The sequence below is a fragment of the Sphingobacteriaceae bacterium GW460-11-11-14-LB5 genome, from assembly GCA_002151545.1.
Classification (GTDB): Bacteria; Bacteroidota; Bacteroidia; order Sphingobacteriales; family Sphingobacteriaceae; genus Pedobacter.
In genome coordinates, this window is the sequence record CP021237.1 from 318,100 (window position 1) to 335,157 (window position 17,058).

The window sequence follows — 17,058 nt, forward strand, 5'->3', positions numbered from 1 at the left end:
TTTTAAGCTTTAAGAAAAATAATATGGAAAAGGTAAATCTCCATCTGTCTAATGATCTGGCCGATTATAGCCATCCAATCGCCAATATGTTTGTTCAACCAAAATCTGCAAAAGAATGGGAGCAATACATGTTGTCTGATGAACAGGTGGCTGCTTTTAAAAAAGATGGTTTCATCAAAGGGATTAAAATTCTGTCTGAAGAACAGGTAAATCTGCTTAATGCAGAGCTGATTAAATTACAGTCCTTAAATGAAGCCGATAAAAAACTATTTTATCACTATGAAAGCAACGAATCAGAAGATCCGGACAAAGTACTTTTTCATGCCATTGGCGCCTGGCGTTTAACGCCTGGCTTTCACGATTTATTATGGGCACCTGCCTTTCGCATGGCTGCTTATCAGTTGTTGGGGCAATCTTTTAGGATTTTTCATGATCAATTGTTCTGCAAGCCGGCTAAACATGGCGGCGTAGTGGCCTGGCATCAGGATTTTTCGTACTGGACGTTCACCAAACCCATGCATCACCTTACCTGCTGGATCGGATTGGATGATGCCAATACCGAAAATGGCTGCCTTTATTTTGTTCCCGGAAGTCATAAATGGGGACTGCTCCCGATTACCGGTTTAACAGGTGATATGGACGCCGTGAGAACGATATTAAATAAAGAACAATTGGAGGCATTTGAAAAACGGGTACCTAATGAACTGCCAAAGGGTTACGCCAGTTTTCATCACCCCCTGATGATGCATGGCTCTTATGCCAATACTGCTAATCGACCAAGAAGAGCAACAGTGCTGAATACAATGAGTGCGCATACGCTTGGAAACACTGCGGGGTACCACAGGCAGGAAGCCTTAAGCAGCTTTCCGCCAATGCCCCAGGATCAACAGCTTGATGGTAAATTTTTCCCCCTTTTATTTGATGGAGATAAAGAATTAGCAGCTTTCGGAAAAGCAATCCCTAAAGTGGATTATAAGGAGTTATACGATTACGATACCCAATAATTCGAACGATACTTTTCCCTTAAAAATGAAATTTTATATACCACATCTAAATCAATCAGATATGTTTTTAAATAACTTTTACGGCAGTCTTAAAAATGCAATGCTGTTACTGATCATTACCCTGTTTGCGCAAACAGCATTGGCGCAGAAAGAAGTGCCCTATTTTGGGAAAATCAACTGGATCAACGGTTTTGCAAAAGAAATAAGTGGCGAAAACATCACTTACTTTTCGGCTTTTCCGGATTATGCCACCAGTGCTTTGTTAACCCGGGCTACTGATGGAAAGAAAACCATCGAATGGGAAACCGCTAAAATCCCGCAAAACAGTAAAGGTGATTATGTTTATTTCAGTTGGGTAGCCGCACATTCTACGGCTACCAGTAGCGGTAACCGCAATTTTGATTTATATGTTAACGATCAGAAATTATTAACCTTTACTACACTACCAGGAAATAAGACACCCGATTGGATTTCCAAGGCAGAAGATGGTTCTGCATTGGTTTTTCAACAAACCAAAAGAGATGGTGCCAATGATGCCCACGGGCTGGCTTTCTTACGTTTGCCTGCGAGTAAGGTAAAACCGGGACAGGCGATACGGATTAAAGTGATTGGTCAGGCGCAAAATAGCAATGATTGGTACATGACCTTCAAATTTTCATTCGAAGAAAAAGTGGATATTAATCCCATGCCTTTTCTATTGAAAAATGGAAAACAGCCTATTGTATTAACCGCTTTGCATTTTGGAAAAGATGAACAACTTAAGGTTAAAGTAAATAATAGCGAATCTTATGCTTTCGTGATAAAAGATGGTGTAAACAATTTTGATATCCCTGTAAATGCCGTAAAAAAGGATGACAGTGTTCGGATTTTGGCCGTTTCGGCTGGAAAAACATTGGTTAATAAGTTTATCGCTGTAAAACCGGTTGTTTATCGCGAATTAAATTTCATACACCACTCCCATACCGATATTGGTTACTCGCACCTCCAACCTGAGGTTTTAAAAATTCACCTTAAAAATATTGATGATGCTTTGGCGATGATCGAAAAAACGAAAGATTATCCTGTGGAAGCCAAATTCAAATGGAATATAGAATCGTTATGGGCAGTCGAAAATTATTTGAAACAGGCCTCACCAACACAAAAGGAAAAATTTGTTAAAGCCGTAAAAGAGGGAAGTATTTGTTTATCGGCTTTGTATGCCAATATTCTTACGGGTTTAAGCCAGCCTGAAGAAATGTTTCACTACACAGATTATGCCGCTCAACTCAGAAAAGAATTTGGTTTCGAAATTAACAGTGCCATGATTTCGGATATCCCGGGTTTTGCCTGGTCTACAGTAACCGCTTTATCCAAAGGAGGAGTAAAATATTTTTCGAGCGGGCCAAATTTTATGGGCGAAGATCACCCTTACCTGGGCGATAGGGCAGGATATTTTGTAAAAGCCTGGGGCGATAAACCGGTATGGTGGACATCACCCTCAGGAGAAGAAAAAGTATTATTCTGGACGGGTGCCAAAGGCTATTCCTCCTGGCATGGAACAGCCATAGGTGGCGTATTTGATCGCGGACCAAAAAAAATAGCAGCCTATTTACAAGAGCTTACCGCCAAAAATTATCCTTATGAAACAGTACAATGGAGGTACAATATTGTGGCAGATAATGGACCAATTGATACCGGAGTTTCCGATTTTGTAAAACAATGGAATGAAAAATATGCTTCTCCAAAAATTGTACTCAATACAACCGAAAAACTTTTTGAAACTTTTGAAAAGCGATACGGAGCGCAGATCCCAACAGTTAAAGGAGATATTAGTCCCTACTGGGAAGATGGGGCGGTTTCTACCGCTTCTGAAGAAGGAAAAAACAGAACCAATAGTTTGCATTTGCAGCAATTAACAACATTGTATTCGATGTTAAACGCCAAGCAATACAATGCGCAGCAGTTTTACGAGGCCTGGACGAATATTATCATGTTTCATGAGCATACCTGGGGCGCGCACAACAGCATCACCGAGCCTGATGTACCATTTGTTACCGAACAATGGCGCATTAAAAAACAATTTATGCTCGATGGAGATGCGCAGATTAATAATTTGGAAGAAAATTTATTGCAACCATTAACCGATTCAAAGTCTAAAAAAATTGCGGTATTCAATACTTCATCCTGGAAAAGGACCGGACCGGTCGTACTATCGGGAACCATAGCAGGGCGATCAGTAAAAGATGCGGCAGGCAATAAAAAACCTTTACAAAAACTAAGTAACGGAAACTATGTGTTTATGGCCGATGTACCCGCTTTAGGTACCGCGACTTATGAAATTTCTAATGACGCGCCAAGTAGCTCAGCAAGTCAATTTACTGTTGCCGAAAATTCGATCTCGAATGGGAAAATTGGATTTACCTGGGACAAAATCAATGGCAGTATTACAGGACTAAAAACAGAAAATAATTTCAATTATGTTGGTGGTTTTAGCAATCAGGGATTAAACAGCTATTGGTATGTGCCGGGCATGAATCCACAAGAGGCCGTAAGTAATGGGAAGGTGCAGGTAAAAGTGATGGAGAACGGGCCGGTGCTGACCAAGGTGTCGATTATTTCGGATGCACCGGGCGCGAATAAACTGGAAAGAACATTGTCTTTATTCGCGGGGAGCGATGCCCTGTTGATCGAGAATATTTTAGATAAAAAATCAGTTCGTTCTAAAGAAGCCGTTCACTTCGGTTATCCCTTTGATGCCGCGCTAACCGAAACAACTATCGATGCCGGTTATGGCACCATGCGTTATTTAAAAGATCAGTTGCCAGGTTCGAATATGGATTATCTGTATGGCCGCAGATGGCTGGATGTATCAAAAGCCGATAAAGGGATACAATGGATGTTACTCGAAATGCCTTTGATAGAACCAGGAAATATGATTGATGAAAGGCAGACCATGCCACCGAAGCATAAAGAATGGAAAAAAGAAGGGCAACCCACTTCAACCTGGTTTAGTTATGTGATGAACAATTATTGGCATACCAATTACAAGGCTGATCAGGAAGGAGCAGTTCATTTTAAATATGCTTTACGCCCACACAATATGGTGAATGATGTTGAAATGGAAAAAGCTGCAGCCGAGTTTACGCAGCCTTTAATTGCCGTGCCAGTTAAAAAGGAGCAAACACTCCCGGCAACACTTTTCGAATTAAGCAATCCAAAAATTGTGGTGACCAGCATTACACCAAATGCAGATGGAACATATGTAGTGCGTTTGTTTAATCCGGAACAAGCTGTTCAGCAAACACAATTTGTGTGGAAATCATTGCAGCCAAAATCTTTTATCGAAATGAAATCAGGAGAGAACAGGTCAGCTACTACTAAAGTGAATATGGCCGCTATGGGCGTTTCGGAATTCTTATTAATCAAATAGATTTAGATCGGGGCATCATATGAAAAGATATCAATCAGGAGGAAATCACAAAAGCATAAACTGGAATTATAACTATGAATAAAGAATCATGAAAGTTATTAAGCTGTTTTTTTTATTGTTGTTAGGTAATAGCATGGCTTTTGCGCAAAGTTATGCCCCTGAATTTAAAAATAACTGGACAAAGCCACCTGTTCATATCCCAAATCATGTTTCTATTGATGCCCCTTTAATGGGAAATGGAGATGTGGAAATGAGTGTGGGGTATCAGACCAATCAGTTACGTTATTATGTATCGAAAAATGATTTTTGGAGGTTAAAATCACAATCGGATAATTTGTCCGGACCGCGTGTAGCCGGTTTTGTTGATCTTAATATTGAAGGTTTTGATGGCGCCGGTTTTTCTGCTGAACAAGGCCTCAAGAATGGTGTTACGACTTGCCTGCTTCATAAAAACGGGCAAAAAATTGAAATAAAATCATGGGTATCGGCAACTGATAATTTAATATTTATTGAACTCAATGCGATTAATAAAGCCGCAAAAGTCTCCATTAAGCTAACAGTGCCTGAATCTCCACATGCGAAACTAAAAAGCGGTAAGGTAAATGATACTTACTGGCTTACCCGTGCATTTGTCGACAGTGTAGATATCGCTACTGAAGTGGCTATTGCCTTAAAATCTATCAATTATACTGACAGTAACCTTGTAATACAGCCTGGGAAAAAAATGATTGTTGCCCTGGCTGTTGAAAGCAGGTTCAAAAAGAAAGAACCGCTGGGATATGTGCTCGGTCGAATCAAAAAAATCAATAAAAATGCTACGGTAACCTTGATGCAGCAGCATAATCAATGGTGGGATCAGTACTGGAATAAATCGGTCGTTTCTCTGGAAGATACTGTACTGATGAAAGCTTATTATCAGGGACTTTACACCATGGCTGCCTGCAGTCGTGATCCAAAATTTCCACCGGGAATATTTGGCTGGACAACTACCGATAAACCAGCCTGGAATGGGGATTATCATTTGAATTATAATTTTCAGGCCCCGTTTTACGCCCTGTATTCTGCCAACCGTTTAGCACAAGGAAAACCACATGATGCGCCGCTGATTGATTTTATGCAAAGAGGTGCATGGTATGCCAAAAATATAACACATACAAGGGGTATTTTATATCCTGTAGGCATTGGTCCGCTTGGAATCGAAGTAACCCGTAATCACCCTGCTCACCTAAACAGCAAAGATGAGGAACAGGGAGGTTTGTTCTTAGGTCAACGCTCTAATGCAGCTTATGGATTAATAAACATGGCACAACAGTGGCGCTGTACTTATGATGCGAATTACGGTAAAAAGATATATCCCTACGCACTTGCGGTTGTGAATTTCTGGGAGGATTATCTAAAGTCTGAAAATGGAAGATATGTCATCTATGGAGATGCAATTCATGAAGGTTCCGGAAATGATAAAAACCCGGTTTTATCGCTCGGGTTGATCCGGAATGCCCTGAACCTCATTATTGACCTGAGTTCTACATTGAAAATAGATGAAAACAAACAGGCAAAGTGGAAAGAAATTTTAGCCAAACTGAGTGCTTTTCCGGTTCAAATGCGGGAAGGAAAAAAGGTTTTCCGTTATACCGAAGTAGGTACGGCCTGGTGGAACGACAATGGTTTAGGTATACAACATATTTATCCGGCGAATGCAATTACCCTTGATAGCAGTGAAGAATTACTCACCGTTTCCAGAAATACTATCGGAGAAATGAAACGCTGGCAGGACAATAATACATCGAGTAGTTTTTTTGTAGCCGCCATTAGGGTAGGATATGATCGCGAAGTGATTCTGAACGAACTGCATCGATACGCTTTGCACACGCATCCAAACGGCTTCCAGTTAAACAATCCGCATGGTATAGAAAACAGTTGTACGGTAGCCAATGCAATCAATGAAATGTTTTGTATGAGCGCAGGAAATAACATTCGTTTGTTTAACGGCTTCCCCAAAAATAGGCAGGCAAGTTTTAAAAATATCAGAACATGGGGTGCTTTCTTGGTTTCCGCAAGTTTAAAGAATGAAATTATTGCTGACGTTAAAATTGTAAGTGAAAAAGGAAGGCTTTGTAACATCGTCAATCCATGGACTGATCACAAAGTACAATTGGTCAGAAATGGTAAAAAGGCTGAAATAATTGAAGGCGCTCAACTTTCTTTTAAAACAGCCGTAAATGAAACTGTAGAATTGAAATTTTTATGATAAAGAAGCTAAAGGCACTTTTTATTCTTGTCCTGCTCACTTCGGGATTAGCTGCACAAGAGCAGAAAACGGTGAATTCAAAAGTGACTGATGTATGGGTCGTATTTAAAACGCATTTTGATCTGGGCTTTACCGATTTACCTGAAAATGTTTTTAAACGCTACCGTGAAGAAATGATGGATAATGCGTTGAGTGTAATAGAAAAAAACACTGGAAACGGAAAACAGTTTGCCTGGACGGTACCTGGCTGGCCTTTGTATGCCCAAATTCTGGGGCCTTTACAAACTCCGGAACGTAAAGCTAGGATAGAGAAAGCAATTAAAGCAGGCTCAATTGTAGCTCATGGACTCCCGTTTAGTACGCATACAGAGTCATTAGATTATGAGGATTTAGTTCGAGGTCTTGGTTATTCATCCAAAATTTCACGCACCTATGGGATTCCCTTAACCATTAGTGCAAAAATGACCGATGTGCCCAGCCATTCCTGGGTATTGCCAACTTTATTAAGCCATGCTGGTATAAAATTTTTGCAGTTGGGCTGTAATCCCGCCAGTCAGTATCCGCGCTTTCCGGAACTTTTCTGGTGGGAAGGAGCTGATGGTTCAAAGATATTGTGCAACTATACCGCTTTATACGGATCGGATATTAAACCAACAAAAGACTGGCCCAGCAAAAATTATTTAGCCATGCAAATGACAGGTGATAACCATGGCCCGCCTAATGAGCAAGATATCGCCAGATTGTTAGCTTACGCAAAAAAGGAAATGCCAGGGATAAAGATCCATTTTGGAACCCTCGATGATTTTGCCAAAGCTGTTTTAGCTGAAAAACCAAACCTGCCTACGGTCAAAGGGGATACACCAGACACCTGGATTCATGGATTACTTTCAAATCCTCAGGAAACCAAAATTGCACGCAATATTCGTCCATTAGAATCAGCACTCGACGGACTGCATACACAAATGGGGATCTGGGGCATACCTGCTGGATCCATTTCCGAAAAACTGGCCAAAAGCTATGAGCAGAGTCTTTTATATGCCGAACATACCTGGGGTATGAATGCTGAATATGGTCCGCGTTATAGCTATGGTGAGGACTGGAAAAAGTGGATGGCGGAAGTTGCTGCAGAGCCTGTTCCTGAAAATGGAGATTATTCAAAACTGAAAAATAGCGACGCGCATAATACCAAAGTGGGGAGTAAAAGAAAGTGGCTGAATTCTTATGATGTAAAACGTCAGTATATCCTCAACACAAATGACATCGTAAGCGGCGAGTTAAAGACCCATCTCGATTTACTGGCGAATGCGGTGAATATAAAAGGAAAACGCATGACGGTATACAACCCACTGTCATGGGCCCGATCCGGAATGGTTGCGAATCCCTGGAATCCAGGGGAATCTATTTTTGTGAAAGATGTGCCTGCAGGAGGATATGTTTCCATATCAGCCTCAGAAATGAAAAAAGAAACCATTTCTACTGATGAAAAAACGTCGTTCAGTACGCCCTATTTCAACGTAGTTTTTGATTTAAAAAGAGGAGGCATATCGTCATTAATAGAAAAAAAGACAGGTCGTGAATTAGTTGATCAATCTTCAAAATATGTTGTAGGTCAGTTTTTACACGAACGCTTCAGTACAAATGAAGTAGATCAATGGTTTAATGCCTACAGCAGGATAAAAGACGGCTGGGGTTTAAATGATTTGGGAAAACCCGGCATGCTTAATGCTCAAAAAGCACCTTATGTTGCATTTACGCCAGATGACTGGAAAATCATAGTATCTCATGCTGACCTGGCCGATATTGCGACCCTGACCGTTTCTGATACAAAAGGTTTTGCCGGTAAATACACCTTAACATTTACCTTTCCCCGAAATGCGGCTTATGTAGATGTTGAATGGTCGGTTAATGCTAAAACACCAGACAAACAACCTGAAGGTGGCTGGCTTTGTTTCCCTTTTGCGGTTAAGGAACCGACATTTACGGTAGGGCGTTTGGGTGGTCCGGTAAATCCGGCAAGAGATATTATTTCGAGCACCAATAGTTATTTGATGGCTGTAAATTCTGGCGTTTCAATTACACAGACAGATCAGTCGGGAGTTGCCCTATCGCCAATGGATTCTCCTTTGATTAGTCTGGGCGAACCTGGGTTATGGAAATTTTCCCTGACTCATGTACCAAAGATTCCATCCATATTTGTCAACATTTATAATAACATGTGGAATACTAATTTTCCATTATGGCAGGAAGGTTCATGGACTGAACGGGTTCGCATATGGGCAATTGATCAGCATACACCAACCGTTCCAAATCTCACCCGAAATTCATGGGAGGCTCGTTTGCCCCTGTTAACGGGAGTTGCAAGCGGAGAAGCAGGGAAGCTACCCTTAAAAAATCAGGGCATAACAATTTCAAGGGCAAGTGTTTTAGTAACCGCCTTTGGCGAAAATCCTGATGGTAAGGGAACGCTTTTGCGCTTGTGGGAACAGGGAGGTATTTCGGGCAATGTCATCGTTACTTTACCGAACAGATCAAATTACACAAGTGCAATACCTGTAAATCTTCGTGGCGAAATAACCGGTAAGCCAATCCCTGTAAAAGGGGGCAGGCTGACCTTTCCGTTAAAAGCGTATGCACCTGCCAGCTTTATTTTGAAACCGGATTTTCATGAAAGGAAAGCCACAGTAGCCACTGCCATCAACCAGTAACAAGGGTTGTTTATTAATTAAAAATTAACCAATTGCATACATGAAAAAAATAACCACTATTTTTTTAATCTTCTTTATACCATTTCTGAGCACCTCGGCACAGCAGATCAGTCTAAAAAGCGAAGGTTTGAGCCTTAATTTGTCTGCTAAAGGACAAATAACTGCACTGTCGAACCCTGTTTCAGGTAAAAATTACCTCGCCACTGGCGAAAAAGCACCATTATTACAAATCCGGGTAGGCAAGGAGTGGTATCAGCCCGCTGAAGCTACTTTTAAATCGGGCATAATTACGTTCGTTTATCAGCCTGTAAAAGTTACAGTTCAGGTTAAAGTAGCCCAAAAGAAAACACACCTCACTTTTGAGTTGCTGAAAATGGAGGAGAAGGATAAAGTAAATGCAGTGGTTTGGGGATCTTACCCAACCATTATCAACAAAACGATTGGTGAAGTGGTCGGGGTGGTGCGCGATGGGGAATACGCTATCGGCATCCAGGCTTTAAATCCAAAAACAGTTGGCGGTGTTTTAAATAATGATGAAGGTGCCAATGAATTACGCGGTTCAACTGCGATTGCACAATCTTATGGAAGTAGTTTGCAGGCATTTAGTTTGGATCGTTCGAAAGATCGAAAAATTACCGTTTGGGGCCGCCCCGAAATGCCTGTAAAGGCCATTCCAAACGAAACCACCATAGGTTCTAAAATCGCTCTTTTTGGATGTGCTGAGCCACAGGTTTTATCACGCATTGGCGCAATTGAGGTAGCAGAAGGTCTTCCTCATGCACTGATTAATGGCGTTTGGTTCAAACAATCGCCCGAGACCGGAAGCGCCTATCTGATCTCTGATTTTAATGAAAAAACAGTCGATGCCATGCTGGATTATACGCAGCAGGCCGGTTTGGCTTCATTGTATCACGAGGGGCCCTTTAAATCATGGGGGCATTTTATTTTGGATGCTAATGCTTTTCCAAACGGACTAGCGGGGATGAAAGCCTGTGTGGATAAAGCCAGTAAAAAAGGTTTAAGAATTGGGGTACATACCCTGAGCACTTTTATTAATACCAACGACCCTTATGTAACACCAATTCCCGATAAACGTCTTTCCATAACAGGTTCATCGGTTTTGACTGAAAATATAAGTGCAACTGCAAATGAAATCCCGGTTTTATCTGATCAATATTTTAAAAATATAAAATCCAGTACGTTACATGCGGTAAAAATCGGAGATGAAATCATTCGTTTTAGAGAGGTTTCGGCAGCGGCGCCATATAAATTATTGGATTGCCAGCGGGGCATGTATGGTACAAAAGCTGTTGATCATCCAAAAGGTGAAACGGCCGGTATGCTGTTCGATTATCCATATAATACTTTGTTTCCTAATTTCGAATTACAACAGGAAATCGCGGGGAATCTGAGTCGTTTCTTTAATGAAACTGGTGTTTCTCATATGGATTTTGATGGCCATGAAGGTTGTTTATCGGCAGGTGAAGGTGAATATGGGATGCAGGTTTTTGCCGATAAAGTAATTAAGGATACCAAACAGACTTTGGTAAATGGCACAAGCCGCTCTTACCACTACTACTGGCATCTTTGTCATTACTGGAATTGGGGAGAGCCCTGGTATGGTGGATTCCGCGAATCTCAGGGCGATTACCGTTTAGAAAACCAGCCTTTTCTTGAGCGTAATTACATGCCCAATATGTTGGGATGGTTTTTACTTTCATCAACAACTACCGAAGAGGATATTGAATGGATGATGGCCCGTGCTGCGGGTTATCATGCAGGTTTTGCATTGGTAGCCCGATATAAAAGCCTTCAAACCAACCCGAATACGGGCAAGTTACTTGCATTGGTTAAACTTTGGCAGGAAGCCTACAGGTCGAACATTTTCTCTGCTGAACAGACTGCCCGATTGAAAAAACCGGAAAACGATTTTCATCTTGAAAAAGTAAATAACAGCTGGAAACTGTATCCCTTTAAGAAATACAAATTTGAACATGAGAAGAAAAACCTTCAACCGGGCGAGCCTACTTTTTCTCAATGGGAATTTACAAACAAAGAAGCAGAACAGCCGCTTAATTTTACCTTAACCTTTATGGGTAAAGAAGGAAAAATCAGCAATCCCTGGTTAGAATTAGATGGTTATTTTAAAATGGAATTACCTGGCGACTACGAAGCGGGAAGTTCATTGGTTTGTGATGGAACCAGCATCAAGTTGTATAACAAGAAAGGTGCTTTTATGAAGAATATTGCTTTAAAACAAACGATTCCTGTGCTAAAAGCTGGAAAACACATGATAAAATTTGATTGCCAGTTTACGGAAGATCAAGAATTAACCAATCGATTTATTATTAAAACCATAGGCAACCCGGAAATCATTTCGAAATAAATAATTTTTAATCAGCTGGTTCAAAAACTAAAAATATATGAGAAGTTATTATGCGTTAATAGGATTATTATTTGCCTTTGCAAGTAGTTCCGCACAAGTCAAAAATGGTGAATTTAAAATTCAGAACGAAGCTTATTTTCCATTTGTAAAAAACAAAGCCCTGGAAGTAATGAAATCAGGATTTAATGCTGGCGATGGCTATCGCGAAGTATGGATCCGCGATTACAACACTTTTATCGGACTGGCCGCCCAGGTAAATCAAAAGGAAGTTTTGAAAGAAAACCTGTTGGTTTTTTGCAGAATGCAGGGGGAAGATGGCAATATAATAGATGGATTTACCCCGATTGAAAAAGTAGGTACTGCTGCATCCGATTTTTCATATTCGAAATTAGAGTCTCGTTATGCCGCGCACAAGAATACCGTCGAAACCGATCAGGAAAGCTCTTTGGTTCAGGCCGTTTACAAATACATTCAACTAACAGGCGATCGAAGTATTTTGGACGAAAAAGTAGGTGATAAAACGGTCGGTAAACGATTGGAGTGGGCTATGGATTTCCTCATGAAAAACCGGTTTAACAAACAATACGGGTTAATTATAGGCGCTACAACAGCCGATTGGGGCGACGTACAACCTGAACACGGTTGGGGAGTTGATTTGGATCATAATACACACACGGCTATTGATATTTACGATAATGCCATGTTTCTGATCGCTTTAAATAACCTGACGGAAATGCTGCCGGCAATTCAGCAAAAATGGAATGTGATCAAAAAAGAAGTAGCCCAAAACTGCCGGAAGTATTTATGGGATAAAAAAGCGCAAAAGTTTATTCCGCATATTTATCTGAAAGGTTCGCCTTTCCCTGCGGATTTTGATGAGCATAAGATTTACTATTTCGGCGGGACCACCATTGCCATTGAAGCCGGATTGTTGAGTAAAAAGGAAGTAAAAGTATCGTTGGATGAAATGGTGAAAAGGGTAAAACAGGCGGGCGCCGGCTCAATAGGATTAACCTTATATCCGCCTTACCCGAAGGGATATTTTGAAAACAAAATTATGAACCCCGAGTACAGTTACCAAAACGGTGGCGATTGGACCTGGTTTGGCGGCCGAATGATTCAGCAGTTAATTAAGTATGGATTTGTTGAAGAAGCGTATGAACAAATGCTTCCGATGGTGAAAAGGGTAAAAGACAATAATGGTTTTTATGAATGGTATTCGGTAGATAATAAACCAAGAGGCTCGGGAACTTTTAGGGGCGAAGCCGGCGTTTTGTATACCGCCATTATGATGTTCGAAAAGCTGAAATAATCCTTCAATACAAAACCATCTGACAATTGGTTCAGGCTGGAATTGAAGGCTTATATAAGCCAATGCTGATGCATTGATATAAAATGCAGATACAATAATATAAAATGCAGGTGCGATAATATAAAATGCACATGTAATAATATAAAGTGCACATGCGATAATATAAAATGCACATGCAATAATATAAAATGCGGATGCGATAATATAAAACGCTGGTACAGTAATATAAAATGTAGATGCGATAATGTAAATTGCTTGCAATACATTTTTTGCTGCCATTTAGTTTTTTTCAGCAAACGTTTGTCTGATAATATATTTATAATAAACTCAACAATTCACAACTATGCCGTAACCATGGTTTTTTGTTTTGGTTAATAGCGCTTAAATCAGTTATTTGTTTATGAAATCTTATCAGACAGCTTTTTATTGGCACCTGATATTGTTGCGGTCGAACAAACGTTTGAGCTAAAATTAAAGGCTTTTATTTGGCTAATAATGATGCTGCTTTTATAACTTTAGAGAACAAATTTTTACCATAACAATTATGATGGCACAGGGTATATTAATAATATGCCTGTGGTCATTTCTAACCAAAGCCTATTTAATATTAAGATAATCATATGATGAGCTTACCGAATGCATTGAAGCGCTTAAAAATTATAAGCCTATCCATTATATTTTTCAGTTTAACCCTTTCCCTAAGTGCGCAGACAAAAGTGAAAGTTTATCATCTTTCTACTTACGGAATTATACCCAACAATGGAAAAAACAGTACATCAAAGTTATCGGAGGTACTTAAGAAGATTAAAAATGAAACAAAATACAATGACTCCGTAGTCGTAAAGTTTAAAAAAGGGCGATATGATTTTTATCCCGAAGGAGCCGCAATAAAAACGTATTACGTTTCCAATCACGATCAGAATAATCCGAAAACTGTTGGAATAGCACTGGAACAATTCAAAAACCTCACGATTGAAGGCAATGGTGCTGATTTAATGTTCCATGGGCGTATGCTTCCAGTTGCACTTGTGGAGGCAAGTAATGTAAAACTCCAAAACCTAAGTATCGATTTTGAAAAACCACAAATTGCACAGGTCAAAATTATTGAAAATGATACCATAAAGGGAAATATCGTTTTTGAAACCGCGCCATGGGTGAAATATTTGATCAAAGACAGCGTATTTTATAATACAGGAGAGGGATGGCAAATGCAACCAACATCGGGCATTGCATTTGAAGGCAAAACCAAACATATTGTTTTTAATACCGGAGATATCCGGGTAGGAACGAAAGGTGTTTCCGAAATATCACCAGGTAAAATAAGGGCTTACAACTGGAAAAACAAGAAGCTGGTTCCTGGTACTGTAATCGCCATGAGAAGCTGGGCGCGCCCTGCACCGGGTATCTTTGTGCATAAAGGTAAAAACATCAGTTTGGTGAATGTAAAAGTGCATTATGCTGAGGGCATGGGACTGTTGGCCCAGTTAACAGAAAATATTTATATGGATGGTTTCGGCGTGTGTTTAAGAGGCGATCATGATCCAAGATATTTTACCACGCAAGCAGATGCAACACATTTTTCTGGTTGTAAAGGTATTATTACCTCAAAGAATGGCTTATATGAAGGGATGATGGATGATGCGATTAACATACATGGTACCTACCTGAAATTAGTTAAAAAGATTGATAGCAAAACGGTTATTGGTAATTATATGCATAGCCAGAGTTATGGCTTTGACTGGGGTTATGCAGGCGACAGTGTACAGTTTATCCAATCCAAAACAATGGAGCTGTGGGATGTTAAAAATACCATTGCCGCTATCGAACCCATAAGGGGCAATGAAAGCGATCCGATCAAATCATTTAAGATTGAATTTACAAAGGAGCTGGATGCAGAAATAGATCCTTCAAAACAGGATATCGGGATTGAAAACTTAACCTGGACACCTGCCGTGCAATTTACCGGCAACACCATCAGGAATAATAGGGCAAGAGGAGCACTCTTCAGTACCCCCAAAAAAACATTGGTGGCCCGAAATCTGTTTGACCATACATCCGGAACTGCTATTTTGCTCTGCGGCGACAGTAACGGCTGGTATGAAACCGGTGCCTGCAGGGACATAGAAATCACAGATAATAAATTTGTGAATGCTTTAACCAGTATGTATCAGTTTACAAGTGCAGTTATCTCCATCTATCCGGAAATTCCGGATCTTAAGAACCAAAAGAAATATTTTCATTCGGGAATACGGATACATCATAATCAATTTGACACGTTTGACTATCCGATTTTATATGCAAAATCAGTTGATGGACTAACGTTTAGCGACAATAAAATAATCATGAACAAAGAATATCCGGCATTTCATGCCAATAAAAATGTAATCAGTTTTAATCGTGTCGTTCGCGCGGATATCAGGAATAATTCGGTTAACGGACAGGTAACAGATCTTTCCGTTAAATAATGCTCAAAGGAATCTTTACTTCCTAAAGTCAGATTACCTAAACTGGCCTTTTTCCAATAGTGAAATTGTACTGAGCTGAATCTTATTTAACCTTTCCTGAAGTTCGAGGGCTTTGTTCTTTTCAGTGAGCAAAGCCTTTAACCTATCAACCTCTGCTGTCAGCCGTTTTTTTTCCTGTAGCTCGATCTTGGAGAAAACCTTTCCGCTTTCGTAATAGCTGAAAAAATTGTAATTCAGGAATTCACTCACGCGTACCAGCGTCAGGATATCAATCGTTGCGGCATTCAGCATTTCCTGTGCCTTTGTTTTGCTGATCTCAAGCGCGGCAGCAATGTCTGAAACAGAAATATCTTTCTGCTTCATTTCCTTCCAGATCATTAAGCCTATATGCACACTCATCTTGTATAATTTTAAAACATTGAAATTACGGAAAGCATAACGATTTAATCTTTTTTTGTGGTAATGATAATTAGTCTAAATATTTATTTAGCGGCTTGTAATAACTACATCACTTTTTAACGGAAGCGTTTGGTAGACAATCATTTTAATAACTGATGCTGCTCATATTTTTAACCTCAGGTTTTTACAAACTTTATGCTAGTTAAACGGCATAGAATATGAAAAAGATCCTGGTAGCTGTTGATTTCTCTGCAGCGGCAGAGAACGCAGCTGATTATGCAACCAATCTGGCCCATGGTATAGGTGCCCGGGTAGAACTGTTAAATGTTTTTCAGGTTCCGGAGTTTTCTCCTGCCGCCGCATCTCTGGTATGGCCGCTCGAAGAATATAAACTTATAGAGCAGGAGGCTAAAAAAGCCTTAAACCAACTGGTTGAAAAAGTTGAAGAAAAATATAAAATGGCCCATCATGAGCCTGGTTTTAAAGCAGAAGTGTTTGGAAGATCTGTTCGTGGCGAAGTAGAACAAGAGGTGAGTAAATATTTTGCTGATTGTAAAATGAACCTCGTGGTGGCGGGATTAAACCGGGCAGATAAGTTAACCAAAACACTTATGGGCAGTGTGGCCCGAAAAATCATCGAACAGGAAATACCTGTTTTGCTTATTCCTGCGGGATATCGGTTTAAGAAACCAAAAAAAATCGCTTTCGCCACAGATTTTAGCCATAGCGATATCCCGGTTTTATGTACACTTGCCGAATTTGCAAAACCTTTTAATGCTGATATCCTCATTACACATACCGGTAATTCACAATCTGATCCGAGGCTTCACAAACAAGAAACCGAAGATTTTTTAAATCGGGTTGCCGATAGGGTTAACTATAGAAATATCTACCACAGGCATGTAAACAGTGAGCGGGTTCAAGATGGCTTAAACTGGATTGTCGAAAACGGACAGATCGATATTCTGGCCATGGTGCACCGAAAACACAGTTTTTTTCATCGCCTGCTTAAAGGGAGCTATACCCTGAACATGTCTGATCATATTCAGATCCCGCTTTTGGTTTTACCTCCCGAACATTGTACCCCAATGTAACAGCTTATCATTATAAAATTCAATTCTTAAACAGAC

General features: G+C 40.2%; 9 protein-coding genes. 8 read left to right on the plus strand and 1 reads right to left on the minus strand.

Features of this window, described 5'->3' with window-relative positions; all coding sequences use genetic code 11:
* The first annotated feature begins 23 nt into the window (after positions 1-23).
* From CA265_01285 to CA265_01315, 7 genes are all read left to right on the plus strand, one after another.
* Positions 24-1,004 (plus strand): phytanoyl-CoA dioxygenase family protein, encoded by a 981-nt coding sequence (locus CA265_01285; GenBank protein ARS38394.1) that lies wholly within the window; start codon positions 24-26, stop codon positions 1,002-1,004.
* A 100-nt stretch (positions 1,005-1,104) separates the two neighbouring features.
* Positions 1,105-4,413, plus strand: coding sequence for a glycoside hydrolase (locus CA265_01290; GenBank protein ARS42845.1), 3,309 nt, complete (start codon positions 1,105-1,107; stop codon positions 4,411-4,413).
* Between the two features lie 88 nt (positions 4,414-4,501).
* Positions 4,502-6,661, plus strand: coding sequence for a hypothetical protein (locus CA265_01295; protein ARS38395.1), 2,160 nt, complete (start codon positions 4,502-4,504; stop codon positions 6,659-6,661).
* The gene (locus tag CA265_01300; GenBank protein ARS38396.1) at positions 6,658-9,366 is read left to right on the plus strand and encodes a hypothetical protein; all 2,709 of its coding nucleotides are present in this window, start codon (positions 6,658-6,660) and stop codon (positions 9,364-9,366) included. Before CA265_01295 ends, CA265_01300 begins: the two co-directional genes overlap by 4 nt.
* 40 nt (positions 9,367-9,406) lie before the next feature.
* Complete coding sequence (locus tag CA265_01305) at positions 9,407-11,752, plus strand: hypothetical protein (GenBank protein ARS38397.1); 2,346 nt, start codon at positions 9,407-9,409, stop codon at positions 11,750-11,752.
* A gap of 37 nt (positions 11,753-11,789) precedes the next feature.
* The gene (locus CA265_01310) at positions 11,790-13,064 is read left to right on the plus strand and encodes a hypothetical protein (protein ID ARS38398.1); all 1,275 of its coding nucleotides are present in this window, start codon (positions 11,790-11,792) and stop codon (positions 13,062-13,064) included.
* Between the two features lie 641 nt (positions 13,065-13,705).
* Positions 13,706-15,529, plus strand: coding sequence for an alpha-1,3-galactosidase B (locus CA265_01315; GenBank protein ARS42846.1), 1,824 nt, complete (start codon positions 13,706-13,708; stop codon positions 15,527-15,529).
* 33 nt (positions 15,530-15,562) lie between these two features.
* Here CA265_01315 and CA265_01320 read toward each other — a convergent pair whose 3' ends face one another.
* Complete coding sequence (locus CA265_01320; protein ID ARS38399.1) at positions 15,563-15,907, minus strand: hypothetical protein; 345 nt, start codon at positions 15,905-15,907, stop codon at positions 15,563-15,565.
* Positions 15,908-16,146: 239 nt separating this feature from the next.
* On the opposite strand from CA265_01320, the gene CA265_01325 reads away from it, so the two are divergent.
* A complete protein-coding gene (locus tag CA265_01325; protein ARS38400.1) occupies positions 16,147-17,022 on the plus strand; it encodes a hypothetical protein in 876 nt (291 codons plus the stop codon).
* Positions 17,023-17,058: the final 36 nt, after the last annotated feature.